This is a genomic window from Lewinella sp. 4G2, assembly GCF_001625015.1.
Taxonomy (GTDB): domain Bacteria; phylum Bacteroidota; class Bacteroidia; order Chitinophagales; family Saprospiraceae; genus Neolewinella.
In genome coordinates this window covers 1,095,361-1,122,340 of the sequence record NZ_LVWJ02000014.1, presented here as the reverse complement: position 1 = coordinate 1,122,340, position 26,980 = coordinate 1,095,361, and the positions used below count along the sequence as shown (strand labels likewise).

Annotated in this window: 14 protein-coding genes; 5 read left to right on the top strand and 9 right to left on the bottom strand. The window is 57.4% G+C overall.

Annotated elements, in window-relative coordinates; genetic code table 11:
* Positions 1-10 precede the first annotated feature (10 nt).
* The 3 genes from A3850_RS05830 to A3850_RS05820 form a co-directional block, all read right to left on the bottom strand.
* The gene (locus tag A3850_RS05830; RefSeq protein WP_068214944.1) at positions 11-4,519 is read right to left on the bottom strand and encodes an efflux RND transporter permease subunit; all 4,509 of its coding nucleotides are present in this window, start codon (positions 4,517-4,519) and stop codon (positions 11-13) included.
* 68 nt (positions 4,520-4,587) lie between these two features.
* Positions 4,588-5,721: an efflux RND transporter periplasmic adaptor subunit gene (locus tag A3850_RS05825; RefSeq protein ID WP_068214943.1), complete on the bottom strand. Its 1,134-nt coding sequence runs from the start codon at positions 5,719-5,721 to the stop codon at positions 4,588-4,590.
* Between the two features lie 60 nt (positions 5,722-5,781).
* Positions 5,782-6,294: an RNA polymerase sigma factor gene (locus A3850_RS05820; RefSeq protein WP_068214942.1), complete on the bottom strand. Its 513-nt coding sequence runs from the start codon at positions 6,292-6,294 to the stop codon at positions 5,782-5,784.
* A 160-nt stretch (positions 6,295-6,454) separates the two neighbouring features.
* Between A3850_RS05820 and A3850_RS05815 the strand changes: the two genes are divergently transcribed.
* Complete coding sequence (locus tag A3850_RS05815) at positions 6,455-7,090, top strand: TetR/AcrR family transcriptional regulator (protein WP_068214941.1); 636 nt, start codon at positions 6,455-6,457, stop codon at positions 7,088-7,090.
* 66 nt (positions 7,091-7,156) lie between these two features.
* Here the strand turns inward: A3850_RS05815 and A3850_RS05810 are convergent, their stop codons facing one another.
* From A3850_RS05810 to A3850_RS05785, 6 genes are all read right to left on the bottom strand, one after another.
* Positions 7,157-7,816: a 4'-phosphopantetheinyl transferase superfamily protein gene (locus A3850_RS05810; RefSeq protein ID WP_068214940.1), complete on the bottom strand. Its 660-nt coding sequence runs from the start codon at positions 7,814-7,816 to the stop codon at positions 7,157-7,159.
* The gene (locus A3850_RS05805) at positions 7,816-9,186 is read right to left on the bottom strand and encodes a nucleotide disphospho-sugar-binding domain-containing protein (RefSeq protein ID WP_068214939.1); all 1,371 of its coding nucleotides are present in this window, start codon (positions 9,184-9,186) and stop codon (positions 7,816-7,818) included. The genes A3850_RS05810 and A3850_RS05805 overlap by 1 nt, the downstream gene beginning before the upstream one ends.
* The gene (locus tag A3850_RS05800) at positions 9,186-11,573 is read right to left on the bottom strand and encodes a condensation domain-containing protein (protein WP_068214938.1); all 2,388 of its coding nucleotides are present in this window, start codon (positions 11,571-11,573) and stop codon (positions 9,186-9,188) included. Before A3850_RS05800 ends, A3850_RS05805 begins: the two co-directional genes overlap by 1 nt.
* Positions 11,570-16,126 (bottom strand): non-ribosomal peptide synthetase, encoded by a 4,557-nt coding sequence (locus tag A3850_RS05795; protein WP_068214937.1) that lies wholly within the window; start codon positions 16,124-16,126, stop codon positions 11,570-11,572. The genes A3850_RS05800 and A3850_RS05795 overlap by 4 nt, the downstream gene beginning before the upstream one ends.
* A gap of 4 nt (positions 16,127-16,130) precedes the next feature.
* A complete protein-coding gene (locus A3850_RS05790; RefSeq protein ID WP_197493994.1) occupies positions 16,131-17,342 on the bottom strand; it encodes a HupE/UreJ family protein in 1,212 nt (403 codons plus the stop codon).
* A gap of 81 nt (positions 17,343-17,423) precedes the next feature.
* Entirely contained in the window at positions 17,424-19,217 is a 1,794-nt protein-coding gene (locus tag A3850_RS05785) for an ABC transporter ATP-binding protein (protein ID WP_157500927.1), read from the bottom strand.
* Between the two features lie 628 nt (positions 19,218-19,845).
* On the opposite strand from A3850_RS05785, the gene A3850_RS05780 reads away from it, so the two are divergent.
* From A3850_RS05780 to A3850_RS05765, 4 genes are read left to right on the top strand one after another with little or no spacing between them, the layout of a single operon-like run.
* Complete coding sequence (locus A3850_RS05780) at positions 19,846-20,997, top strand: acyl-CoA dehydrogenase family protein (protein ID WP_068214934.1); 1,152 nt, start codon at positions 19,846-19,848, stop codon at positions 20,995-20,997.
* Positions 20,998-22,566 (top strand): amino acid adenylation domain-containing protein, encoded by a 1,569-nt coding sequence (locus A3850_RS05775; protein ID WP_068214933.1) that lies wholly within the window; start codon positions 20,998-21,000, stop codon positions 22,564-22,566. It abuts the gene before it with no gap.
* A 1-nt stretch (position 22,567) separates the two neighbouring features.
* Positions 22,568-22,816, top strand: coding sequence for an acyl carrier protein (locus tag A3850_RS05770; RefSeq protein WP_068214932.1), 249 nt, complete (start codon positions 22,568-22,570; stop codon positions 22,814-22,816).
* Entirely contained in the window at positions 22,813-26,943 is a 4,131-nt protein-coding gene (locus A3850_RS05765) for a non-ribosomal peptide synthetase (RefSeq protein WP_068214931.1), read from the top strand. The genes A3850_RS05770 and A3850_RS05765 overlap by 4 nt, the downstream gene beginning before the upstream one ends.
* Positions 26,944-26,980: the final 37 nt, after the last annotated feature.

Here is a 26,980-nt window from a genome sequence, read left to right as displayed (position 1 = left end):
GTTTGATTTTTCAACGAACTAAACCACCAGTCAGACGCAGCAATTCTACCTCGGCTTGGAGGACGGAAAAGCGTTCAAGGGCGATGCGGGTTTTGGCGGCGTTCAGATTAAGCTGGGCGGCGCGCAGCACCGTGGCGTCGGCCTGGCCATTGCGGTAATCCGTTCTCGTTTTGTTGAAGTTCGCTTCGAATACGGGCAAATTGGCTTGCTCGTAGGCGAGTTGGGCGCGGCTGTTATCGTACGTCGCGTGGGCCTGGCGCAGCAAGGTCCTCAGTTCCAATTCCGTGTTATCGCGGTTCACCTGGCTCTGCTCCAGTTCAATCCGGGCGTTCTGTGCTTTGATGGTCCGTAGGCCGCCGTCAAAGAGGGTATAACTGACCCTGGCCCCGGCTTCGGCCCCAAAATTCCGGTTCTGCAGCAGGAAGTTGGCGTCATCACGCTGGTTGAGGTAGTTGGCGTTGGCGTAGAGTTGGATCTGGGGTTTGCGGGCCGTTTCCGTCAGCGCCAATCCTTGTTCACTTAGTTTGATGCGTTGCCGCGCCTGGGCCAGGTTTTCGTTATTGGCGATTAGCTCGACCATCAGGCTATCAAAAGGAAGCGGGCGCGGGCGCAGGTTCCGGGGAGGTTGGAAAGCCAGCGCGGTTTCGGGATCTCGCCCCAGCTGCTGGTTGAGCGCGCGTTTGAGATTGGCGACCTCGAGCGAGAGGTTACGGTAGGCCGCGCTGTCCGTACTGAGGTCAACCCGGGCCTGAAGACTACGCAAGCTATTACTCTGCCCGTAGCTTTCATCGCGTAAAGCACGGGTAAGCCGATCCTGACTGAGTTCGATGTTTTCGGCGGTAAGTACTAACTGGGTTTGGAGCCGCGCCGCGGCCAGATAGGTACGGGTCACCCGGGCAACGGTCTCTTCCCTCGCGTTTTCGATAGCGAGCGCGGTCGCCCCATCCACCAACCGGAGTTGTTCCAGGCGGGCGCGCCCGGCCCCACCGTCGTAGACCAACCAGTTGGCCTCGGGTTGGACGATGATCCCACTACGAAACCCATTCAACTCCAAGGGTGGATTTTCGCTGCCGGGAGGGCCGAGGTTGACGGTTTCCACGCGGGTGTCGCCGTAACCGATCAGTGCCTGCCCCTTCAGGATGATCTGCGGGCCGATCCCCGCCACCGCCGGGTTCACGTTATTGCGGCTCAACTCCCGGTCGTAGCCCAGGGATTTCAAGCGGGGGTTGTTCGCCAAGGCCAGGGTGGTTGCCTCCGTAAGACTCAGCGTCGGGGCAACGGACTGGGCACTTAACCCGGTTCCTCCCCCCATCAACATCGCACCTGCGACAGCGCCCACGATGGCAGTAGCCGGTAAATTGAGGCGGAAAGCCTTCGCGCGTACCGCCGGCTCGACTTGCTCCGGGGTAGCTTTTACCTTGTTGAGGGTCTTGATCCGTTTCATGAGCCGACGGCCACCGTTGAGGATGACGAGCAGCGCCGGGAGCAAGAAAAGGACGTTAAGTAGCCCAAAACTGAGCCCGTACGCCATCGCGATGGCCGGCCCCTTGAGGAACTGCGCCCCCAGGGAATTACTGGCCAACAGTGGCGCCAGGCCAGCTACGGTAGTCACCGTCGTCAGTAAAATGGGCCGGAAACGACTGGCGGTAGCCTCGCGCACCGCTGCGAAAAAGTCCATCCCCTCTTCCAGCAATTGGTTGAGCGTCGAGACCAGCACCAAGCTATTATTTGTGAATACGCCGATCAGCGCAATGGTGCCGATGATGGAAAATACATTGAGCGCCTCTCCCTGGATCCAGTGGCCCAGGATGACGCCAATGAAGGCAAAAGGGTACAAAGAAAAGGTGATCAACGCCTGGCTGAAACTGTTGAAAGCCAGTACGATCAGCGCCAACATCACGATCATGATGACCGGAAAAACCAGGCCGGCCCCTTCGCCCATCTTGGCGCTTTCGCGGCTCTGCCCCTCGGCGGAATAGGCGACCGTCGGGTACTTTTCGCTAATGGCCGCCAGTGGCCCACCTTCCAGCGCTCCGATAACGGCGGGGGCCGAGACGAGTGGGTTGGCGACGTTGGCCTCAACCCGAATCTCCCGTTCGCCGGCCAGCCGGTTGATGACCTGATTGGCCGTCCCATACTCAAAATAAGCCACCTCACTGAGGGGGTAACTCCCACCGCCGGGAGCGTTGATGCGCATGTCCGCCAGTTGGGCCTCACTCTGGCGCCCGTCACGGGGGTAGCGCAACCAGACCTCGATCTCCTCATCGCCTCGCTGCAGACGCTGGGCTTCAACCCCGAAGAACGCCGCCCGGATCTGATTCATGACGGAACCCGCCGTGAGCCCCAGCCGCTCCCCGGCGGGGTTGAGGCGAACAATGGCCTCCTGGACGCCCGTCTGGTCGGTATCGGAGACGTCCTTAATGTCATCCCGAGTAAGCATACTGGCCTTGAGTTCGTCGCGGGCGGCGCGTAATTGGCCCAGGTCCTTACCCCGTAGGGCGACGGAAACCGGCTTGCCGAATACGGCGTTGGTCGCCCCGATGCCGTACACCAGGCCGGTTGCTTCCGGAATGTCCGGGGCTTCGTCACGGATGGCCTCGGTAAGCTCAAAACTACTGATGTCGCGCTGCTCGGAGCTGACGTAGGTCACCCGCAGCTTACCCTGGTTGGCCCGGGGGCCGGTGATGGTTTCGACGTAGCGGATCATGTCCTTACCGTAGGTTTCCCTCAGTTTGACGTTGGCTTTCTCCGCCGCATCCTGAATGAGAAGGAGCTTTTCGGTCGTCACTTCCACCGGCGTTCCGGGTGGCATATCCAGCTCAATGAAGACGGCCTTATCGTCCAGGTTGGGGAAAAAGGTGAAGCCAACCACCCCACTACCCATCAGCCCGAAGGCGGAGATGAGTAGCCCGAAGAACACGAGTACGGTAGCGTAAGGCATCAACTTCCACTTTGTAACGAAGAAGCGAAAGGTCGGCTGGTAAAGATGGACGTTGACCCATTCGACCGAATTATTGAACCAACGCTCGACCCGGCTGGGCGTGTTATCCTTACGCAGCGCCCGGGAATGCGCCAGGTGGGCGGGAAGAAAGAAAAAGGTGTCGAGCACCGCAATGACGAGTACCGCGATCACCACGAAGGCCATCTCCCCAAAAAACTCCCCGGTCTGGGTGGGCAAAAACAAGAACATGGAGAAGGCGGTAGCCGTCGTCCCCAGCGAGATCAGTACCGGCGTGACCATCTCCATCGTCCCCTCCAGCGCGGCCTGAGCGGGGGTAATTCCCTTTTTCTTCGCCCACTGAAAGATGTTTTCCCCAATCACTACGCCGTCGTCGACCAGAATACCAAGGACGATCACGAAGGCAAAAAGCGATACTACGTTGATCGTCAGGTCCTGAATACCGGACAGTAAAAACATACCGATGATGGCCACCGGAATCTTAAGCGCCACCCAGAAAGCGAGGTACTTATCCAGAAAAAGAGCGAGGACGAGCAGTACGAGGACGAACCCGGCGATGCCGTTATTGGTCATCGTATCGATGTTCTCTCGCACGGTTTCGCTGCCATCTTCAACGATGGTGAGCTGAACGCCCTCGCGGCTAGCGTTGAAATCATTGACGTAAGCCAGTGTCGCGTCGGCGTTGGTCAGGATATTTTCGTTGCCCATCGCGAATACGTTGAGCACGATGGATTCCTCCTCACTCAGGTAGCGCTTACCCGGTTGGTCCTTGAACTGGTCACGCACGGTAGCGACGTCGCGCAGGAAGATCACGCTTCCGTCGGGGTTGGTCCGGACGATCAGGTTTTGTAGGTCGCGGGCGAAGTAGCCCTTATCGTCAGCCTTGATGTTGATGTTGCGGGTGCCGGTTTTGATCTCCCCGCCAAAGGTTTCGAGGTTCGTGCTACTGACTGCGGCGGCGACTTCCCCGAAGGTCAGGCCGTAAGCGCGCAGCTGGCTTTCGGCTACGCTGATCTCAATTTCCTGCTCGGGTGCGCCGCTCATCACGATGTCCGAAATACCCGGTAGGTTCAGCAGGTCCTTTTCGATCTCGTCGGCCACGTCCTTTTTCGTTTGCAGGCTGACGTCTCCGGTAACAGCGACGGCCATGGCGAGGTCCTTTACGTCGCGCTTGTCCACAATCGGCGGCTCGCTACCACGCGGGAAGGTGTTGATCTTATCCACCGCGTTCTTGACGAGGCTGAGGGCTACGTCCTCGTCGGCGGACTCCAGCAGTTCGATGGCGACGGTACCCAGGCTCGGTGAGGAAGCGCTGCTGATGCGGTCGATCCCCTCCAAGCCTTCCAGCTCCTCCTCGAGTTTGAGGATGATCCCTTCTTCGACTTGCTCGGGCGTGGCACCGGGGTAAACGACCGCCACGTCGATGAATCGCACCTTGGCTTTGGGCAGGTAACTCGTGTCGGTCTGCAACAGCGTCATGGCGCCGAGGCCGACGATGAGGAGGACACAAAGGTTGACGATGGTTGGGTGTTCGATGAAGAACTTGATGAGCTTACGCATAATGGTGACTTACCCGGTGATGCCGGGAAATGACAAGGGAGAATAAATAAAAGGGTAGGGCGGGAGGACTATTTTGCCCGCGTACCAATGATGGAGGATTCGGCGGTTTGTACGATTACCCGATCACCGTCCAGCAGACCGCGCAGGTAGACCTTGTCGCTTTCGATGGCCGCGACCTCGACGGTCTTGGAGGCCACCTTCCCATCGGTAATTACGTAGACGGAGTTATCCCGATTCAGGGCCTCGCGGGGTAGGACGGCCACGTCGGCCAGTTCGTCGCCGGGGAGTTCCCCTTCGAGGTAGAGGCCGCTCCGGAGGTCCTTACCCGCCAGGCGGACGTAAGCGATGACCGACTGGGTCTGCGGATCAATGGCCGTACCGAAGCGGTTGATCGTCCCGGTGAATTCCCTGCTTAGATTACGGGAGCGGAGTTGCACCCGTTGGCCGGTCGCAACTTTGGGCACGGCAGCTGCGGGGAGACTGGCCTTCACTTCGTATACGTCCGTGCGGCTGATCTTCGCCAGTGGCTGGCCCGGGTTGACGTAGCTGCCGGGGTCGACGGCGGCCATCGTCAAGCGCCCGCTGAAGGGGGCGCGAACGGTGTAATCGTCCAGTGTAGCCTCCTTGGCCTGAATGCCGTAGTACTGTCCGGGTATCCCCCGCGAGCTGATGAAGTACCGCAGTTTTTGGCTTTCAATGCCGGGCATGGCGGGTAGCGATTGGTCGGCTTTAATGCTATTGACGAAGCCTTCCCAGGCGGGGTATTCATCGGCGTAGTCAATGCTCAGATCGGAGAGTAAGGGCACGATGGCGGTGGCGAGCTGGGCGCGGTCGGCCTTCAGCCCCAGGCGCAGCGTTTCGTTGTCGATCCGTACCATCACCTCCCCCTTTGCGTAGTATTTCCCTTCCTGGAGCAGTTTATCGGTGGGCAGCACGATACCCGGCACCTGGCTACTGACGACGGCTTCCTGAAGGGGCACCACGCGCCCGGTCAGACTGATCGGCCGTTTCACCGTACGCAAGGTGACGGTTTCAGTAGGGTAGGATTTAGCGGGCGCGGCCGCGGGTGCGGGGGAAGTTGGGGGTGCAGCATCCGTGGTCACGGAGGCGTCGGACCCCTCGTCTCCACTACAAGCGAAGAAGCCAAGAAATAGGCAGAAAATAAGGCCGCGAATTGGGCCGAGAATAAGAAGGTTACGCATGAAAATGGGATATAAAGTGGAGTAGTGGAAGGACGCAAAGGGGCCGGACTAAGCCATATTCTAACCTGCAATCCGGTAGAGTGCATCAATTTGCTTCTTCAGGATCTGCCGGGCGGTAAAGACCCTGCTTTTTGCCGTCCCGACGGGGATGCCGAGCCGCAGGGAAATCTCCCGGTACTTGACCCCTTCGTAGTGGAGCAAAAAAGGGTGGCGAAAGATGACGGGTAGTCCCTGCACCAGTTCCATGATCTTTTCAGCGCCCATGGTTCCTTCGGCCGGGTTGTACGTTACCTCGCGGGTACTCCAACTGTCGTGGATGGGCGTCGCTTTCAGCAGATCACCCCGCCGCTTTTGCTGGCGATAGCTGCTGAAAAATGTGTTGCGAATGATCGCCTGGGCCCAGGCCAGAAAACTGGTGCCGGGCCGAAATTGCTGGCGGTTTTTGTAAGCCGAGTAAGCCGCCTCCTGCAGCAGATCCTTTGCGCGGTGTGGATCATTGGTCAAGCGCAGGGCCTGGGCCTCCATTGCCGGTAAATACTGCTCGCCGAGCTGGGTAAATTCTGTGATGGTCATGACTTGAGGAATGGTTACGCATCCTCAAAGGGAACCCGCAATCAAAAGGTTCAATCATTTGATTGAATCTTTTGATTGCCTTCCCGCCTGCTGAAATTCGGACTCCTCGCACGGACCTTAATCGCCCAACCTTTCTCCCACTAAATACCTTTACTTCAGCATGAGCGCTACGCCCACTACGAAGAAATTGGATACCAAGGCCAAGATTGCCGCTGCGGCCATTCGCGTTTTTACGCGAAAGGGGTACGATGGCACCAAGACACGCGATATCGCGGAGGAGGCGGGCATCAACGTAGCCACCCTACACTACCACCATAAATCGAAAGACGAGCTCTTTTCCCTGGTAGCTAAGTCGGCCATGTCCGAATTCGTAGACATTTACTACGGCGTCTTCCGAGCCGAAAATTCTTTGGAAGAGATCGTACACGGTTTCGTGGACGGCTTTACGGACCTCTTCATCCGCAAGCCACACGTAGCGACCTTTTGCCTCGTGGAGTCGGAGCGCAACCCCGAAGCCTTTAAGGAAATCGTTGACTTTAAGGACTCCGCGATCGTCCTCACCGCAAAACTGGCTGCGCTTGAAAAGAGTGGAAAAATTCGGTCCATGTCCGTCCCCAGTTTCACCAGCGCGCTGGTAGGGATGACGATCTATCCGTTCATTACCAAGGGCTCCGTGCTGTACGCCGGGGAGTACGACGAAGCCCAGTTCCTTCAATTTGTGGAGGAGCAGCGTCGAGTTATTCCGGCGATGATTCTGGGGTACTTGTTTTATGGTGGGCCCGAGAAAACCCTTTAGCAGCTACGCCGACAGGATGCGCTAAAAATGTAGGTTGAGCATAAATCCCTGCCCTCTTCACTTTGGCTAATCAGTTCCCCAAGCCAAGAATTCAAGCAAACTCACCTCCTCTATCCTCACCTCCGTCACGTTAAGTGCGCTAAGGTGACCGGTATACCCCCGCGGCAAGGGGAGCTCCCTTAATACCCAGTCGTTTCCATCAATAGCGATAGTGGCCTCTCCCGTTTCGTAATCCGCAGCGTTGAGGTAGAAGCCACGGCCGTCCGCTTTCATGGCGGCTTCCTTTCTCGTCCAGGTCTGGTAGAAAGTAGCCTGTGGGTGCTTACTTCTGCGGATCCGCTGCTGTTCGTGAACGGTAAAAACTCGGTCGAATTCTGCCGGATCAACTTCCTGATGGCGCTCCACGTCGATACCAATTCGTTGAGTAGTACTCAGGGCGGCAACGATGAGCCCATTGGTGTGCGAGATATTAAAATCACCCCCAAAAGCCAGTGATGGCCGGGCGTGATCATCAACGGTCATCGTCGCCAGTAATTCCGGCTGCCCGAGGACTTCCTTCAGCAGTTGCCGCACTAATAATTTTCCGAATAGGCCAGCCTGCCGGTCCTGCCAGCGGCGATACCGCGCAAATGAACCGTGGAAGATGGGCGGCAACAGGGCTTCCAGCTTACGAAAGGCGGTGGAGGATAATTCTTCCCGGTTATGTACGTAGCGTACCTCAGTCATTACAGTACTGGATTACCTTCAGCCATGACCCGTTCGACGAGCGCTAGCAACCTACCCCGTACCTCCTCACTTTGAGCGTACCTATTCACTTCACTGATCTTCGCCCGGAACACCGGCTCCGTGAGCACCCGTTCAATGTTGCTACGGATCGCGACCGAGTCATCTTCCGCCCGGTCTCCGACGACCCCCAACTGATGGTAGGCTATCCGCGCAGCGCACCCGTCCTGATCGAACCGCCCACCCGAGTAAATGACCATCGGTACTTCGTTGACAATACATTCATTAATGGTGTTGATGCCCGCGTGGTTAATACTGCAGTCAGCTTCGGCCAATACCTTTAATTGAGGCACCCACTCAAATACATAAGCGTTGTCGGGCAGCTCGATGTGGTCCAATCGCCCGCCGTTGCCGCCGAGGGCGACGATGAGTAACCAATCCTTCCGCCCCGCGCAGGCTTGTACTACCCGCTCGAGAAAGTCATCAATACCCTCCGCCATCGTGGAGACGGAACAATAGATCAGCTTTCTCTGCTGCTGCGCTCGGCGTTTAAGCATTTCCTCCAATCGCTCGTCAACTTCGCTACCCTTCTCATTTGGCGGAGGGGACGAGGGCACCATTGGCCCTAAGTAATGGTGAAACTCGGGCTGTTCGTGGGGCAGTTCCAACGCGTCCAGGGTGGTGTGAGCCACGGGCAAGCCCTTAATGGTAAAGGGGGCCGGCCAGCCCAGGCGGTCGATGGCACTCGCGGGGATACCACGGCGGTTGGCCAATTCCAGGAGAAGGGATTCACGATCTAAACCGGCGGACCATCTGAAGCGACGTTGCCGTTGCTGACTCAGTTTTGCCAGCCGTTGGTTCCAGGCCAGGTTGATCGCGTCCTGGTAGCCAGTAGATCCATTCGGTGCCAACAAAGTATTCAGCGGAGGTAGATCGGGTAGGTAGGCTCCGTTAAACCAGGGGCTCAACAGTAAAATAGGCACCCCTTCCCCGTAGGTGGCAATAATGTACTCCCGGCACTCCATACCAATAATAACCAGGTCCGGCCGGTCCGTTTGGAGTAAGTAGGTAAATGCTGGCAGGGCGAGTTCCGCCAGCGCTCGTTCCCTTTTGCGCTTGTAACCCACCCGATTCCTTACCGCCGCGGCTAGTTTATTTAGTGGAGCCCCGCCAAAGCCTTTCGCTACCCCTGGGCTGAGGTATCGTGGCTGAAGTTCCAGCCAGGAAAAATCAGCTGACTCCACCTTATTTCGGCTTTCGGTTAGGGCACCGAGAGAAATTTCGTGGCCGGCATCTCGCAGCCGGCGGCTTAATTCCAAGCTTACGTTCAGCAGGCCCGTATGGCCGTCGACGATGCAAAAAATCTTCGCCATTAATCTCTGGTGGCCAGGTAGGCCTCGATTGCACCAGCCAAATCCGCAACCAGCGGTTCTTCGAACAGATGTTTGTGCTCACCGGCTACGGCGAAGGTGCGGAGCTGGTTATCGCTAAGGATATTCCAGGAGTCCAGGTGCCAGTCCTTGTGATCACCCGCGCGGTAGTCTTCACTGCGGAAGAGGGCCACTTCGGTATTGATGGGTCGCCAGATATAGGCCTCGTAACTGGGCAGAAAGCGGTTCTTGGCGGCGTTGGATACCCGTTCATCTTTTAGCTCCTCGTTGAGTAGCCTTTCCGGAGCGTAATCCGTCAGCAGGCTCCGGCCCAGTTTTTTGAACTCCCCCCGGTAAAGCCGGCCCATTACCCAGCGGGCGTCGTGGCGGTTCTGCCGGTGGACCATCAACTTGTCCAGTTCCTTTGCTTTCGGAGCACTATCCACAATGAGCAATATGGGTGGTGCTTCACCGGCAGCAACGAGTTGGTGGTGAATCTCCACACAGATGGCCGTACTGTAGCAGTAAGCGAGGAGCAAGTAAGGTCCCGCGGGTTGGATTTTCCGCATCTCCTCCAAATAGTGGCTCGCCATCTCGGCGATGCTACCGTGTACTTCGTCCACCCCGTTCAGGCCGTTAGGTTGGATCGCATAAACCGGTCGGTCCGCGTCCAAATGCTTTACCATGGGGTGGTAGAAGAGCACGTGGCCCTGGCCGGCGTGAAAACACCAGATGGCGGGCTTAGTACCCGTTGCCTTTAGGGGGACGATTGTATTCCACCCGTCATCCGTCTCACCGTCCTGGATCAGTTGGGCCAGTTGCCGGATCGTCCGGTGGCGCACGATGCTGATGATCGAAAATTTCTTTCCGAAGCTTTCCTCCACCCGGTGGAAAAGGCGTAGCGCTAACAGGGACGTGCCCCCCGCCATGAAAAAATCATCTTCCACGCCGATGGGAGAAAGTTTCAGCAATTCTTCCCAGATCCGGACGAGTTCAAACTCTACCGCGGAAGTCGGTAGGCTGTAGGAATCAAGATCCCGGGCACCCCCTAAGCTTACCGAATCTAAGGCTGCGGGAGCGGGCGGCAGCAATTCCAGGAGATCGCCCATCAAGTATCGCCCTAACTCCCCGAAACCTTCCAGCAAACCACAGAAGGCGTCTTCCAACCAGGACAGTAAAGTTTCGGGTATCACTGCGGGATCGTAGTGAAAGATGACCCGCAAGCCGTCCGACGGGTCTACCATGACCGTCAGGGGGTGAGAACTCGTGGTAGCACCTACGAAGCGATCTACCTTCAGGCCACCGCCACTCAGTTCGGACCAGGGGTAATTCTGCACCAACACCAAATGGTCATACTGCAGGGTGCCCATTGAGGTGCCGGACCAATCCGCGATCTCCTCCAGGGAAGCGTACTGGTGTTCGTTACCGGCTAATTGCGTGCGCTGGAGTTCCGTTAGCCAATCATTCAGCCTTTGTTCGGGGGTGATTTTGATGCGTACGGGTAGGGCATTCGTAAATAGCCCCGCAACGGCGTCGTGGCCGGGGATGTCGGCCGTCCGCCCGGAGACGGTCGTCCCGTAAAGCACGTCTTCCCGTTTGAAGTAGGCAGCGAGGCAAATGGCCCAAAGCCCCCTTACCGCTCCATTCAGGGTCAGTCTTTTTTGGCGTAGTTGCCCTTTGAGGTGTTCCGCTACGTCCGCTGTAAATCGGTGCTCTAACACCTTTCGCTCCGCACCCGCGGCAGCGCCCGCATTGAAAGCGTGCGCTTCGGTGAACCCAGCTAACTGGCCGGACCAATAGTCTGCCGCCGCGCTACGGTCCCGCCCCGCCAACCAATGTTGGTAAGATTTGGGGCCGGGCAACTGGGCCAATTCAGGAAGGGCTCCGCGCGTAGCAGCATCGTAACACGCAAATACATCCCGCAAGACCACGCCGGCGGACCAACCATCCAGCAAAATGTGATGGCTCGTCCAGACGAAAGCGTGGTGATGGGTACCCGCAGAAAAAACGTGTAATCGGTTCACCGAAGCTTTGGTCAGGTCCAGCCCCATTCGCTGATCACCCTCGAGGTAATCAACAACGGCGGGCTCCAACTCCTCCTTTCGATCCACCGTTTCGTAAGTGATCGAAAAGGGGGCGGTGGGCCGGACGGCCGCAACGGGTTTAGCTACCTTTTCCCAGTGTACGGAAGTCCGCATGGCGGGGTGGCGCGCAACTACTTTTTCCCACGCGGCGGTAAAAGTGGCATTCTGCAGCGGCCCGGAGCAGTAAGCGTGCACCTGCGTCAGGCCCTGGTCGCGCTCCTCCGCTAAATGGTGGAACAGCAGGGCTTTCTGCAGGTAACTGAGCGGGAGGATGGCCTCCACTTTTGCCTTGGCGCTGGTGCTCATAGTTGATCGAATAAAGCGTCTAAATCGTTCTGACTAAGGTCCGCTTCCGGAAAATCGGAGGGGCTGAAAGTAGCTTCATCTACGGTGAGGCAATGGTGGCTGACGGCGAATAAAGCTTCCCGCATGCTTGCCAAACGCACTTGCATCTGCTCGGTAGTAAACGTAGAAGTATCGAAGGCCCACGAAAGCCGCAGCTCATCGTTGAAGATACCTACGTTAATTTCCCACAGCCGATTTCGTTCACTGGCGGGTGCCCGGAGGTCCTCGTTCAGGAAGGAATAGCCCGCTCCTTTGGGATCTTCGGAATCAATGCGGCCCAGGTAATTGAAAAGTAGCTGCGGCTGCGGGCCAAAATCTACCTTCGCACCGTACTTAAGCGCTCCGTACCCCACGCCATTACCGGGTACTGACCGTAATTTTTCCTTCGTCGCAACGATGATGGCCCCCGGTTCATCACCACCAGCAAGCGTCAGCGGATAAGCAGCCGTAAACCAGCCTGCGGACCGCGTGAGGTCAGCATCTTCATCACTCCGCCCATTGTGCTCCAGCCCGAGGTGAAGCTGCGGCGCACCAATTGCCATTACCAGTGCCGCCAGGATCAGTTCTTCCGTCGTGGTCCGGTACGCTTCGTTTGCCGCGCGCAAATACGGCTCCGTCTCGGCGGCGGTGAGTTGCAATTCCAGCGTTGACGTAGTCGCCTCGGTAGATAGGTTTTGATCAGGAGTCAGCCCCGGGAGGGGTACAAACTGTTGGTCTTTCCAGAAGGAGATCTCTTTCGAAAAAACACCTTGCTCCGTGCGTTCCGCCAACTGCCGTGCGTAACGGCCATAGGGCGCTGTCGCGGGTGCCAGGTGAAGGGGAGAACCGGTATTGAGCTGCTGCCAAAGTTGGCCCAGATCCTCCAAAAGGATACGCCAGGTAACGACGTCCACCACGAGGTGATGGGCTAATAAGTAAAGGGTACTCGCCGCGGGGGAATAATGGCCACGAAATAATGGAGTATTCTCCAGTGGGTAGGTGGATTGCTCACGCTGCAGGTAGTCCTGAATGGCCTCCTCCGAATTAATGCCTTCCGGGATAAGGTAAACCGGCGCATCAGCGTTGTCAACGATCCTCGCTTCCCATTCTCCTGCGCCGCTCTGGTGGAACTGCTGTCGCAAGCCGTGGTGCACCCCAACCAGGTAGTGCAGGGCTTCAGTGACTTGCTCCGAAGTAAGTTGCCCCGGCACCCGCACGGCTACCCCCTGGTTCCAGTGATGCGGCGCAGCGCGGTGTTCCGTAAAAAACCAGGATTGAATGGGATGCAGGGGGAAGGGCCCGGAAAATTCCTGAGGTGAGGCTGCCAAAGAGGCGCCACCAACATTACGGGCCATTTCAGCGACCGTCTGGTGCTCGAAAACCGAGCGGGGACTGAGGTTAAGACCTGCTGCCCGGGCCCGGGCCACAATTTGAATACTGAGGATAGAGTCTCCCCCGACTTCAAAGAAGTTATCATTGGCGCCAATGCTTGGGTCCTTCAGCGCAGTGCGCCAAATCTCCAGAAGGGTGGCTGCCGCGGGGGAAAGTTCCGTTTGGTCCGTATCACTTTCAATTCGATTTTGCCCGGACAACGTTAAGGGTAGACTGGCCACATCAATCTTTCCGTTGACTAACTGTGGGAAGACATCCACGGCGTGGAGGGCCGCCGGGACGAGGTGTTTGGGCATCCGTTCCAGTAACGACCGCCGCAAATTGGGGAGCGCCGTAACCGGAACGCCCGCGACGTAGCCGAGCAATCTTTGCCGCTCCTGATCTACGCGTACCGCCGCTTCCGTTACGCCCGGGAGAAAAAGGAGGGCTTCCCGAACTTCCCCCAGTTCGATCCGGTAGCCGCGCAGTTTGATCTGCCGGTCCACCCGTCCGAGAAAGTAGAGCTGGCCATCTTTTCCATGCCGGGCCAGATCTCCCGTTCGGTAGAGCCGCTCCTCTTTGCCGAATGGACTGGCGACAAATTTCTCTGCCGTCAGTTCCGGCCGGCCCCGGTATCCGGCGGTCACTCCGGCACCACCAATGTATAATTCTCCGGGAACGCCGAGTGGAGCGAGCGCCCGGCCACCCTTAGCCATGACGTAAGCCGTAGCATTAGGGATCGGCCGGCCGATGGGGATGGCTCCGGTCGCATCTTCGGGTAGAATCTGGTGCGCCGTACACCATACCGTAGCTTCGGTGGGCCCATATTCATTAAATAGCTCCGCCGAGGGTAGCGTGGCGAAGTGATGCTTGACCAACTTAGCCGTACAGGCCTCACCGGCCACAATTACGGTTCGTAAGCTTCCTAATTCCTCCGCATCAGAAAAGCGCAAAACGGTCTCGTAAAGCGTAGGCAACATCAGCGTGTGGCTAACGGCCTCATTAGCGATGAGGCTCGCCAGCGCATCGAGGTCTTGCTCGATCCGGCGTGGCGCCAGGACAAGTTTCGCCCCCGACGTCAACGCCCAGAAGATGCCCGCAACGGAGCTATCGAAGCTGAAGGAGGATAGCAACAGGAAGGCCGTGGGCTGGCTCGGATAAACGCTCCGCCGCGCCAGAGTCGAGTGGACGAGATTAGCGTGGGTGACGGGGACGCCTTTTGGCTTCCCGGTACTTCCGGAAGTATAAATGACGTAGGCCAGGTCTTCCGGGCGCGGGCCTTGGCCTGCTCCGCGACGGGTAGGAATTTGGCTAGTACTGGAGGTCGATTCCTGAACCTTAGCATCGTTATCGCCGACGTGGAGCACTCGAATACCCGCGGGAAGTTCGAGTGCGGCGGCAAAGGCTGGGGTCGTCAGGATGGTACGGACGCCAGAATCTTCGATCAAATAGTTGATACGGTCCGCTGGGTAGCTCGGGTCCAGTGGCAGGTAGGCGTAGCCGGACTGTAAGGTAGCGAGGAGCGCCACGGCCATTTCCGTAACCGGGCCAAGGTAAAGGCCAATGATCTCCTCGTCACGATCAGTCGACTGGTCAAGCTGCCGGCTCAATCGATCTGCCGCCACTTTGAGTTCGCGGTAGGTGAGCTGGCCGTTTCCTGCGCTGACGGCAGTGTGAGCGGATTCGACGTGTTCAGCGATCAGTGATGTGATAGTGGCTCCCGCCGGCAGTGGCTCGCAGGTAGCGTTCCAGGTTTCGGTGAGTTGCTGGTATTCAGCCTCCGGGGTAGTACGGATGGTTTCCAGAGGGGCATCCGGTTTCAACGTCACTTCTTGCAGCAGGGTGATGAAGTGGGCTACGTAGCGTTGGATGGTGTCGGCGTCGAACAGATCCGTGGCGTATTCCAGTAGTATCTCCAGTTCTTGACCCGTATCAGCAACGAATAGGGTTTGGTCAAACCTTGCGATCCCCGCATCGAAGGGCCGGGCGTGAAGTTCCAGTTCAGCGTTGATGTGTTCGTCCGGGGCAGCTTGCTTTAGCACCAGCATGTGTTGGAACAAAGGATTAGCCCCCGGTAACCGTGGTGGATTAATGGCCTGCACCACCTCCTCGAAAGGAACGGATTTGCGGAGAAAAGCTTCCGTCGTAGATGCCTTCACCCGCTCGACTAATTGCCGAAAACTAATTCCGTCCGTTAAGGAAGACCGCAGGGTCAAGGTTTGATCGAAAAAACCGATCAACTCCTCGAGTTCCTGTCTATCCCGAGTGGTGACCGGGGCTCCAATGGCGAAGTCCTCGGTACCGCTGAATCGAGCGAGCAGCACCTGGTAAGCAGCCAGTAAGTAGGTATATAAGGTTACCCCCTGGCCACGGGCTGCCCGCCGAATAGCGGCTGCATCTGCTGCGTGGATTGTCCCGTATGCGTATGCGCCCCGGTAGCTTGGGGACGCCGGTCTCGGTCGGTCGGTAGGCAGGTTCAGGGCCGGAGGTAAACCTCGTAGTTGCTCCTTCCACCAGGCCAGATCACTTTCCTTGGTGGGCTTCCGATTGAGGCCCAGCTCCGGGTATTGAAGTTGGAGTGGTGGCAAAATTTCCCCCCGGTAAGCCAGGGTGAGTTCCCGCCGCAGAATGGCCAACGACCAAAAGTCAAATACGATGTGGTGCAGAACCAGTAACAGGGTCCATTCCGTGTCGGCCATCCGCAAAAGGGCTACGCGAAGTAGTGGGCCTTGCGTTAGATCGAATGGGCGATTGGCGATTTTGTGACAGCGGTCTTGCAGGGCAGCGGGTCTCGATTCCGCCTTCACGCCCCGTAGGTCTTCTTCCGTAAATTCAAACTCTGGCGCCGCCCCAACTTTCTGGTACGGACCATCGGCCCCACCGTGAAAGGTCGCCCTGAGAATGGCGTGCCGGCTCACTACCGCCCGAAAGGCTGCCCTCAGTTTAACCGGATCGACGTTCCCCGTTAGCCCATAGGTTTCGGCGTAGTGATAAAAAGAGCTCTCTGGATTAAGTGTACTCAGCACCCACAGCCGGTGTTGAGTAGCGGTAAGTGGGAAAGAGGCGTTCTCTTCCACCCCCTGGCTACGTACCGGGCCGGGCTCCGGTTTCTCCGGGGCCTGCTTACGCTTTAGCCAGCGCTGTAGTGCGGAAGGTTTACTCATTGGCTTAGCTGAATATTCTTTTCACTTTCTTAATGGCCCGCTCCACATAGCCGCCAATAACGAGGTCCACCTCAAAGAAGCGCTCGATGAACCAGTAACAGGCGATGGCGATCAGGAAGATGGATCCACCAATGAGGATGACTGGCTTGTAATACTTGCTCTTCCTCAAAAAGAACAGCGCAGGAAAGGCCAGGCAGATGATGATCACCTGGGCCAGTTCAACTCCGATGTTGAACCCGAGGAGGGAAAGAACCATGAACTCACCACTCAGGCCCACCTCCCCCAGTACACTGGCGAAGCCAAACCCGTGAAACAGGCCAAAAACAAATGCGATGCCCACCGTCTCATTTTCCCGGAAGGGCTTGATGTTATGGATGGCCGCCAACGCAATGGAAAGCGCGATGAGTGATTCCACAATCCGGCTGGGTAGGCTGACCACATCCAAGGCCGCTAAACTCAAGGTGATGGTATGCGCGATGGTGAAGAAGGTCACGATCTTCAGTACGTACATGAAGGCCGGGCGAAACTCCTCCACCGGTTCCCAGGAATTCAAAATACCCGTAGCTCCCTTCTTACGGCGGACGACGGCCGGCAGCAGCAGCGCCAGTAGGAACAGGATGTGATCCAGCCCAATGTAGATGTGGTACATACCGCTAACGATCATCCCCCAAAAGCCCTTAAGGACGGAGCGGGAGGTGAGGTCCAACGTCTGCACCCCGTTGCCGGGAGAGAACGCGAGGCTGATCATGGCCTCATTTTTCGTGATGCCCGCCTTCCAGTTATAGGCCTGGATGAGTTTATTCCGGTGGCGGGGTTTCTTATCGTAAATGATGTCAAACTTCACCTCCAACTCATCGGGGATCACTTCGGTATTCGCCAGTTTGAAATCCAGGTTCACGAAAGTGCCGTAACTCACCGGCATGAAGGATACCGTGGTGAAGGTCATAGGGTGGTCTCCGGCGGCAGACTTGAAGTAACAATTTTCCTTTAGGTACTGGTGGATGCGCGGCAGGTAGGGTTGAATTTGCGCCTCGTCGAGATCATCCGTCAAGTTGAGGCCCAGGGCGAGGTTGAGGTCCCCGGCGGTGATTTGGTAATGACCGTCAATGTGGTCATTGTAGATCTTAAGAAAAACGTAGCTCTCGTCCGCCTTGTGAGCCGCCAGTTTTTGAAAACCCAGCAGGCATATGACGCCGATTAAGGTCAGTCTGAGCAAAGTTTTGAATGGTTGTGGTGTAGTCATTGTGTAGTGTAAAGTTCTCTGCGGGGTGGGAGGGTGGAATTGCGTAGCCGGCAGTTAGTTTAAGCGGGCCATCTCCCGGAAGTCAGCGTTGGTGTCGACTAATTCCTGGTAGGTTCCCTGCCCGACCAACTCTCCGTGGTCCAGCAAATAAATACAGTCCGCGTGGCGGATGGTCGCCAGCCGGTGGGCAATCACGATCGTTGTCAGTTGGCGGTCACTACCGGCGAGGGAGGTTAACACGGCTTGCTCGGTCACGTTATCAAGGGCGCTGGTCGCTTCGTCCAGGACGAGTACCTCCGGTCGGCGATACAGCGCGCGAGCGAGGCCGATCCTTTGCTTCTGCCCGCCGCTTATGCGGGCACCCCGCTCGCCAACCTTCGTAGCGTAACCTTGCGCGAGCTCATCCGTGATGAAAGTATGAATATTGGCTACCCGGGCGGCGGCGTAAGCCCGTTCCCGATCAATGGAATCCGTAGCCTCGCCAATGGCGATGTTATGGAGTACGGTATCATCGAAAAGGACTACATCCTGGGGGACGTAAGCGATCCCCTTTTGCCAGGCGGGGGTGTCCTCCGGTGTTAAGGCCACGCCGTCCAGTAAGAGAAAACCCGCGGACGGCCGGAGCAGCCCGACGAGGATATCCGCCATGGTCGACTTCCCGGAGCCAGTGGAACCGACGAAGGCTACCGTCGTTCCCTTTTCAATTTTCAGGTTGATGTCCCGCAGCGCCGGAGAATCGCTATTCTCGTAAGAAAAACTGAGCCCCTCCAACGCAATTGAGGATTGTAAGCGCTGCGGGGCGAGCTCCTCCGTTACCACGATCGCCGATCCGTTCTGTGGGTGGTGGAAATCTGCGTACAGCGCATCAACCGTATTGGCGTGGTGGCGTAGCGAAGTCGCAGCTACGTAGACCGCCTGCAGGGAGGGGAGAAGTTTTACGCCGGCCAGCGCGTAAAGCGAGAGGATGGGCAGGGCTTCCGAAATATCCCCCAGGCTGAAGTATAAATAGGTTGTCATTCCTAATAGCCCACCAAAGAGTAGCACCTCCATGCCTAGCCGCGGCGTTTGGGAGATCACGAACATGCTGGGTTGTACCTCCGAAAAGTCGTGGGCAGCCCGGCTGAAACGCTGGTAGAAGAAACCTTCCACACCGTAGACCATGAAGGTTTTGATGCCACTAAACAACTCGATGAGGGATCCGTACCGCCGAACATTGGATTCCACCCGCTTCTCCCCCAGTTTGCTGAGTGCCCTTCGCCGCCACCAGTAGATGAGTAAGAATAATCCGCCCAGAACGAGGACCGAAACGAACGACAAGAGTGGATCTACGTAAAACAGCAAGGCCGCAATCACTACGACCAGCGTACCCTTCGAAATGAGGGAAAGTAGGGGAATCAGCACCCCCGTAGTAAACTTATTAACCTCCGAGAGTAAGCTCACCTTGAGTTCCGAGGAATTTTTGGTCAGGTAAAAATCATACCCGCGGGAGAGGTAAGCCTTCAGTAACCGGCTGCTCAGGGCCGCTGAGATGGACCACCCGATCTTCTGTTGTAAATACCCCACAACGCCCCGGCACAAGTTGCCCAGTAGCAATAAGCCAAAAACGAGGATGGCGGACCAGACCACGAGATCTCCGTGGTCGGACGCACCCGTTAAGTGTTGTAGACCCTTCACCCATACGCTTCCGGCAGTGTTCTCCGGCGTGGCCACGATTTTCATGAAGGGAAGGATCGCGCCGACGCCCACTACTTCGAAAAAGGCCATAAATAATACCCCAACCGTTAACCAGCCTAAACGGCGGCGCTCCCCGGTCGTCAGTATGCATTTTAACCGTTGGATGTAAGTCAATAGCGGGTGTATTGTGTTAGCTCGGATGCCTCGCCTAAGTGAATGTTCTCCGGACGAATCGGGCTATGCATTTTAATCTTGCGGGCTTGGCCCTTTCACGCACGACCATATCTATTATATTGTCGTCGGCTCATGGATACCGAGCAAAACTCAAGGACGGTTTACAAAACTACAATCCAGCCTTACCAGAATTTGGGAAAGTTTGGATGATAGCTTGCATAATGAGTTTGAATAAAAGAAAACACAACATTAATCCACTATCGGAACCCTATATTTGAATACACTTGATTAAAATATGCTCGAAGGAACGCAACGTAAGTGCGTCCCGCTTAACTATTTAATATGATACGGACTGAAGTGCCTCACGAATACTTCACATTCCGATCTTCAATGAATGGTGATAGGGTAAAATCCGTCACAGTTCCTACGCCGTTTTTGGCGAGTGACTTAACCGAACGTGCGCTTCTTGTAGATTTTACTACTCGAAGTTGCTGATGCGGGAGTTAGTATTTTACTAACCAAGCAAAGGAGGACGGACGCTCAGGTATACGTACCAAGCACCCTTGATGAGCCTTTATGGAAACGGACCCCAGCAAATCTGGACGCACAAGCGCCCACTATTACTTCTATGTCTACCTCCACGCACACTTCTACGGAGGGCTACCGCAATAAAGTGGCCGCCTTCGCCTTGGAGCAACTCAGCACTGGAGCCCGCCAACGCGACGCCGAATCCAGTTTCTCTCGGGAAGTATGGAGCGCCTGCGCCGATTTTGGCCTCCTCGGCTTGTCTACCCCCGCCCGCTACGGTGGCGAGGTTGAAGGTGTGGACATCCCCCGCGCCGTCCGGGCTATGGAAGGATTCGGGTACGGCTCCCGGGATAACGGACTTGCCCTCGGCCTCAATGCCCAGTTGTGGACGGTCATGCTCCCCATTAACACCTTCGGGACGGAAGCCCAGAAGGAACGCTTCCTCCCCCCCATGTGCAGCGGGGAATGGATCGGTGCCCACGCTCTTACGGAAGCGGAAGCGGGCTCGGACGTTTATTCCATGCAGATGACGGCCACCCCTACGGAGGGCGGATACATACTGAACGGTACCAAACGCTACATCACACTCGGCCCCGAAGCGGATGTGGTGCTCATCTTCGCCAACGCCCGCCCCAAAATGGGGAAATGGGGCATCACGGCCTTCCTAGTTGAAAAAACCTTTCCTGGCTTCAAGGCGGGGCCCAATGAACACAAGATGGGCCTGCGCAGCGTTCCCTTCGGTTCGATTGAGTTGACGGACTGTTTCGTCCCCACCGCCAACCGTCTGGGGGCAGAGGGGGCCGGCTTCAGCATCGGCAATCACTCCCTGGAGTACGACCGTTGCGGCATCCTGGCCTCTAACCTCGGTGCCATGGCCCGGCAGCTGGAGGAGAGCGTTGCCTACGCCCGGCAGCGGAAGCAATTCGGCCAGCCGATCGGGCAATTCCAGTCCGTATCCAACCGGATTGCGGACATGAAACTACGGCTCGAGACCGCCCGCCTACTCTTGTACAACCTGGCCGACAAAAAACAGGCGGATGAACCCGCTCTCCTAGAATCCTCCATGCTCAAGCTTTACCTCAGTGAAAGCTTCGTCGCTTCGAGCCTCGACGCCATCCGCATTCGTGGTGGTAACGGTTATCTGGCGGAAACAGAAGTGGAACGGGATCTTCGGGACGCCATTGGCGGCATCATCTACGCGGGTACTTCGGACATCCAGCGGAACATTATTGCACAACTGACCGGACTTTAGATGCCCTTCCTGCTCCACCAATCCCTCGTTGAGACCGCCCGGCGCTTGCCCAGTAAAGTGGCGGTACAGTGTGGTGGCCAATTCCAGACTTTTGCGGAGTTACTGGTGGCGGCCAATCGACTGGCGAATACGCTTTTAGCCAAGGGCGTCAAGAAAGGTGACCGGGTGGGGATCTACCTGCCCCGCTGCCTGGAAAGCGTAGCGGCCGTTTACGGCGTACTGCTCGTCGGCGCGGTCTACTTACCCCTTGATCCCTTTTCACCGGCGGCCCGCACGATCACCTTGCTCAATGAGTGCGACGTGGCCGTGCTGATCACCAATCGGCAACAACGCCGCCGCCTTCCGGAGCTGTTTACGGAGCCCTCCCCGTTGCGGTTGGTCCTGGGGTTTGCTGGGGACCTCCCCGTGCCTACGCTCGGCCCGGACGACCTGAACCTCGCACCTGCGTCAGCGCCTCAGACTCCGAATATACTGGCGGACGACCTGGCGTATATTCTTACTACTTCTGGCTCTACCGGCACGCCTAAGGGCATCATGCACACGCACCGGAGTGGTTTGGCCTACGCGAAATTGATTCGGGATAACTACAAGATCACGGAGAACGACGTGCTCGGTAACCACTGCGCGCTGCACTTCGACATGTGTACGCTCGCTTACTTCTGCGGGCCGCTAACGGGTGCGACGATTGCCCTTGCCACCGACGCCCACGTGCGCCTACCCGCCTCGATGGCTGCCATGATGGCTGCAGAAAAGGTCTCCGTCTGGTACTCCGTACCCCTCGCACTTCAGCAAATGCTCCTGACGAACACACTGGCGGACCTGGACCTGACCGCCCTCCGCCTCGTGGTTTGGGCCGGCGAAGCCCTGGCGCCGGAGTACTTGCGCCAACTGATCGGCCTCCTGCCCCGCGCTACCTTCAGTAACCATTACGGCCCGGCCGAAACGAACGTCTGCACGACCTACGATATCACCGGAGAGTTAAGTTTTACCGGTGCCGTACCCATTGGGAAGGCCTGGGCCAACACGCACGTGATCCTGACAAACGAAACTGGCAAAGAAGTTCCTCCGGGCGAAACTGGCGAGCTTCTGGTCCGCTCCGCAACCACCATGGCGGGCTACTGGAAGCGGCCGGATCTGACGGCGCGTGCCTTCCTCAAAGTTGAACGTTACCCCGGCTTTTTTGAGACCTACTACCGGACGGGCGACCTGGCCCGCCGCGATACTGACGGCACCTTACACTTACTGGGCCGGCGGGACCGGCAAGTGAAGATCCGGGGCTACCGGGTGGAACTCGACGAGGTGGAAATGGTAGCCAATAACCACCCCGCCGTCGTCGAATCCGCCACCTTCGCGGTGGCCGATACTAGCGGTACGAAAAGGCTGATTTTAGCCGTGCACGTATCGGACCGAAAACCCGCCCCCAAACTCTTATCCTACTTTTCTGCCCGGCTACCGGCCTTTGCCGTGCCCCAGGAGATCCTACCCTATGGGGCGCTCCCCCGCACCCCGGGGGGCAAGATCGATCGCCGGCAACTTGAGAGCAGCTATTCCCCATTACAGCCTTCCTGATATGCAAGAAGACATTTTACAATACCTGATCACCGAAGTACTGGGCGAAGAACCCGGTTACGACCTTGACGTTGAGGACGACCTTCTGGGGAGTGGCCTCGTCAGTTCCATGGGCATCTTCCGCGTCATCAACTTTATTGAGAAAACCTACGGTTTCAAGGTACCTCCCGGTGATATGATCATCGATAACTTTATTTCCGTAGCCGCCATCAGCCGCTACGTCGAGAATCAGCGCAGCGCGGCACGATGAAGGGAGCAGGGTACCAGGAGCTAACGAAGGGGCAGCAAGTCCTCTGGGCCGGCCAACAATTGGCCTGGGGCCAACCGCTGTACAATATGGCCTTCGCTTTTCACCTGCGTGGGCCGCTCGATGTCGCGCGGTTCAACGGAGCCTTCAATCAACTCTGCGCGGCTAGTGACGCCATGCGTACCGTTTTCACTACCGTAGACGGACGACCTCAGCAACGCGTTTTACCTACTGCGCCCCGGCAGTTAGCCATCTTGCGCGCTGAGGATATCGATGGGAACCTTGAGGACTACCTCCGGGCCCGTACTCAAACCGTTTTCCCCCTGGACCGCTACGCTTACGATGCTGCCGTAATTAAGGTGAGTGAGGAGGAACATATTTTCTTCCTGAACCAGCACCATCTCATTACGGACGCCTGGGGTATTTCGGTGCAGTACCGGCTGCTGCGCGAATTCTATCTGGGCGCTGCCGCAGGTGCCGGGTTAGGTGGGCAAGTAAATAAGACCAGCCCCCCCTCCTACGGAGGCTACCTGGAACGGGAACGGACACGCGCTCAGCAAGAACCATCCAGTTACTGGGCGGAGCAGCCTAACCCTGGTAAACCAACGCTGTACGGACGTAGGCCCCAACAAACAGTAACGGCCTCAAATCGCACGACTGTGTTACTCGGTGCGGAACGCCAGCAAAAGCTGGAAGCCCTCCTCACTCAAGCAAACATCAAACACTGGACACGGGACCTGACCCTGTTTAACGTACTGGCTACCCTGGTTTTCGCCTACCTGAGCCGGGTGGTCGAGGAGCAAACCCTCACCATCGGGACACCCGCCCATAACCGGACGAACCGAAAGAGCCAGGATACACCCGGCTGCTTCATTGAAGTGCTTCCCCTAACCGTGGAAGTAACACCGGGGCGGAATTTTCTCTCCTTATTGGAGACCGTCCGGACGCAGACGAACGCCTTCCTGGCGGAGGCCCGCCCCGGTCTCGTCACCCCCGATTTGCTGCGTTCGGTGGGAGTAATCCTGAATTACATCCACGTCAAGTTTGGGGACTTTACCGAAGACATCAGTGCCCGGACGGAATGGATCCACCCGGGCCACGCGGACGCCGCCCACCAGGTACGCGTCCAGGCCTACGACTTCGGGAACGGAGACGGACTACGGTTAGAACTGGACCTGAATGCGGACATTTTCCCCGATGGTGGTGACCACGTAGCCACGGAGATCCTGGCGTTGCTGGATGCCTTTCTGGAGGATCCTTCCCGAACGATCGCAGCAGTACCGCTAGCCGACGGCTCCGCAATGGAAGCAGGACCAATACGCACGGAGGCGCCGGGTTTGGTTCCGGATTTATTTTCGTCCCGTGCGCTATCCCATCCGGAGACGCTGGCCCTGGACTTTGCGGGTGGGGAATTGTCCTACGGAGATTTGGAGCGGCAGAGTGAGCAGTTGGCCCATTTCCTACGGGGGCGGGTAAACGGCGGAAACGTGGCCGTTCATTTGCCGCGGGGGCCGGAGTTGTTCGTCGCCTTGTTCGGATGCTGGAAGGCTGGTCTGGCTTACCTCCCGGTGCCGGCATCTACGCCAGCGCAAAGAGGAACTACGCTATTGGAGCAGGGAGAAGCTCGCTTCGTTCTGACCGTCGCATCCTTAACGGAGGTAACAGCCGGAGTTGGTGTCCCGACTCTCCAACTCGACACGGATTGGGGGCTAGTGAGTGCCACCAGGCCGACCACTGATTTACCCGCCGTAAAAGCTACTGACCCGGCTTACGTCATGTTCACCTCCGGCTCCACCGGAACGCCAAAAGGAGTGGTGATCAGCCACGGAGCGCTGGCGAATTACGTGGCCTACGCCCGGGAGACTTACGTTACAGTGCCGGCCCCGGCCTTCCCACTGTTTACGATGATTGGTTTTGACCTGACGGTCACCTCTCTGTTTACGCCGCTGACTTGCGGGGGGCACGTCCTCATCTACGAGGAGCCGCCCGCGGGGCAACCGGATCTGGCCTTATTCAGGGTGCTGGACGATAACCGGAGCGACGTCATCAAACTAACACCGAGCCACTTGGCCTTGCTGAGTGGGCGGCAGTACCCCGAGGCACTCGTTTCCACCCTGATTGTTGGGGGCGAAAACTTCCGTTGGGGCCTGGCCGTGGAAACTGCCCAAACCTTCCCGGCCGGCGTGAAGATCTATAATGAATACGGGCCGACGGAAGCTACCGTGGGCTGCATCGTCCATCAGTTCGATATTGGAGCGCCGCCCCAGCCATCCGTGCCGATCGGCCGTGCCATTCCCGGCACGTTTGCCGTTATCCTGGATGAATACGGCCACCCAAGTCCTCCCGGCGTAAGTGGTGAATTGTACCTGGGGGGAAGTGGCTTAGCCAAAGCATACTACGGAGATGCCGAACGAACGGCCGAACGCTTCGTGCACTATGCCGGTGTGCCGGGCGAGCGTTTGTACCGAACGGGAGACGTCGCCCGCCGCCACCGCAATGGTGACCTGGTCTTTCTCGGCCGGGCGGACCGCCAGGTAAAATGGCGGGGTTTCCGGATCGAGCTTAACGAAGTAGAAGCCGCGCTGGCCACTCACCCCGCTGTCAGTAACGTCGCCGTAGAAATGGTAGACGCCCGGCAGACGGGGATGCGGAAGGAAGCCCACTACTGTACAAAATGCGGGCTACCGGCCAACTACCCCAGTGCCGTCTTTGATGAAGCGGGAGTTTGTCAACTCTGCCTGGGTTTTGAGGACTACCAAAAACAGGTGCAGCACTATTTCCGCACCAAGGAGGACCTTCGGCAATTGTTTACCCCCCAGCCCAGTGCAGGCGCAGCGGAGTACGACTGTATCATGCTCCTGAGCGGTGGTAAGGACAGTACTTACGCCCTGGGGCAACTCGTACAAATGGGCCTCAAGGTGCTGGCCTTCACGCTGGATAACGGATACATCAGCCAGCAGGCCCTGGCGAACGTGCGGCGGGTAGCTGCTGCGCTCGGTGTGGATTGCCACGTCGGGAGCACTCCGGCGATGAACGCCATCTTCACGGATAGCCTGCACCGCCACTGTAACGTTTGCAACGGTTGCTTCAAAACGATCTATACTTTAAGTACTCAGTTAGCGCTGGAAAAAAACATCCCGTACATCGTGACGGGGCTTTCCCGCGGCCAGTTCTTCGAGACCCGGTTGACAGAGGAACTCTTTTTGAATGGTAACTCCGGCAAAGACATTGACGCTGCCATTCTGGAAGCCCGCAAAGTCTATCACCAGGCGGACGACGCCGTCAAGCAACTACTGGATACATCCATGTTTGACGACGCCGCCGTTTTTGACCGCGTTCAGTTCATCGATTTTTACCGCTATACCGACGTTACGCTGGACGAGATGCTCAGGGACCTCGACGAGCGTCTGCCCTGGGACCGGCCAACGGACACCGGCCGTTCTACCAACTGCTTGATCAACCAGTTAGGAATTTACGTCCACAAAAAGGAGAAGGGGTACAACAACTACGCCTTTCCCTACAGCTGGGACGTCCGCGTCGGCCACAAGCAACGGAATGCGGCCCTCGAAGAGATCAACGAAGAGGTTGACGAGCGGGAAGTCAAACGCATGATGCGGGAGATTGGCTATTCGAACGCCCAGGAGAACCTGGAGAACCGCCATCTCGTCGCGTACTACACTGCGGAAGATGGCGTCTCGGCCGATGAACTGCGGCGGTACCTAGCCGAACGGCTTCCGGATTATTCTCTGCCCAGCCATTTTGTGGCCATCCCTTCCATGCCCCTGACTCCCAACGGGAAGGTAGACCGTAAGGCCTTGTTGGCCGCGGAAGAGATCCGCGGTGAAGTGGCCGTCGCCACCTACGTTGCCCCGGAGGGAGAATTTGAAGAAATGCTGGCCGAGATCTGGGGAGACGTGCTCAATTTGGAACAAATCAGCGCTACCGAAAAATTCCTGGACCTGGGCGGACACTCCCTGACGGCCATCCGGTTAGCGGCCCGCATTCAGGACACTTTCGAATTGGAAGTGCCCATACCGGTAGTCTTCAGCCACCCAACCATAAAAGAACAAGCTATTTATCTGGAAAGCACCATTGAAGCCTTACTCGCTGAGATGGAAGTGGACGAATAAATCTTACTCAGCCCTTTCACAACCTATTATTTCATAA

What these genes read in the sequence shown, in the direction of transcription:
- A3850_RS05805 (WP_068214939.1), bottom strand. Translation starts at nt 9,186, where the DNA reads ATGGCGAAGATTTTTTGCATCGTCGACGGCCATACGGGCCTGCTGAAC.
- A3850_RS05765 (WP_068214931.1), top strand. Translation starts at nt 22,813, where the DNA reads ATGAAGGGAGCAGGGTACCAGGAGCTAACGAAGGGGCAGCAAGTCCTC.
- A3850_RS05810 (WP_068214940.1), bottom strand. Translation starts at nt 7,816, where the DNA reads ATGACTGAGGTACGCTACGTACATAACCGGGAAGAATTATCCTCCACC.
- A3850_RS05800 (WP_068214938.1), bottom strand. Translation starts at nt 11,573, where the DNA reads ATGAGCACCAGCGCCAAGGCAAAAGTGGAGGCCATCCTCCCGCTCAGT.
- A3850_RS05795 (WP_068214937.1), bottom strand. Translation starts at nt 16,126, where the DNA reads ATGAGTAAACCTTCCGCACTACAGCGCTGGCTAAAGCGTAAGCAGGCC.
- A3850_RS05830 (WP_068214944.1), bottom strand. Translation starts at nt 4,519, where the DNA reads ATGCGTAAGCTCATCAAGTTCTTCATCGAACACCCAACCATCGTCAAC.
- A3850_RS05780 (WP_068214934.1), top strand. Translation starts at nt 19,846, where the DNA reads ATGTCTACCTCCACGCACACTTCTACGGAGGGCTACCGCAATAAAGTG.
- A3850_RS05770 (WP_068214932.1), top strand. Translation starts at nt 22,568, where the DNA reads ATGCAAGAAGACATTTTACAATACCTGATCACCGAAGTACTGGGCGAA.
- A3850_RS05825 (WP_068214943.1), bottom strand. Translation starts at nt 5,721, where the DNA reads ATGCGTAACCTTCTTATTCTCGGCCCAATTCGCGGCCTTATTTTCTGC.
- A3850_RS05820 (WP_068214942.1), bottom strand. Translation starts at nt 6,294, where the DNA reads ATGACCATCACAGAATTTACCCAGCTCGGCGAGCAGTATTTACCGGCA.
- A3850_RS05815 (WP_068214941.1), top strand. Translation starts at nt 6,455, where the DNA reads ATGAGCGCTACGCCCACTACGAAGAAATTGGATACCAAGGCCAAGATT.
- A3850_RS05775 (WP_068214933.1), top strand. Translation starts at nt 20,998, where the DNA reads ATGCCCTTCCTGCTCCACCAATCCCTCGTTGAGACCGCCCGGCGCTTG.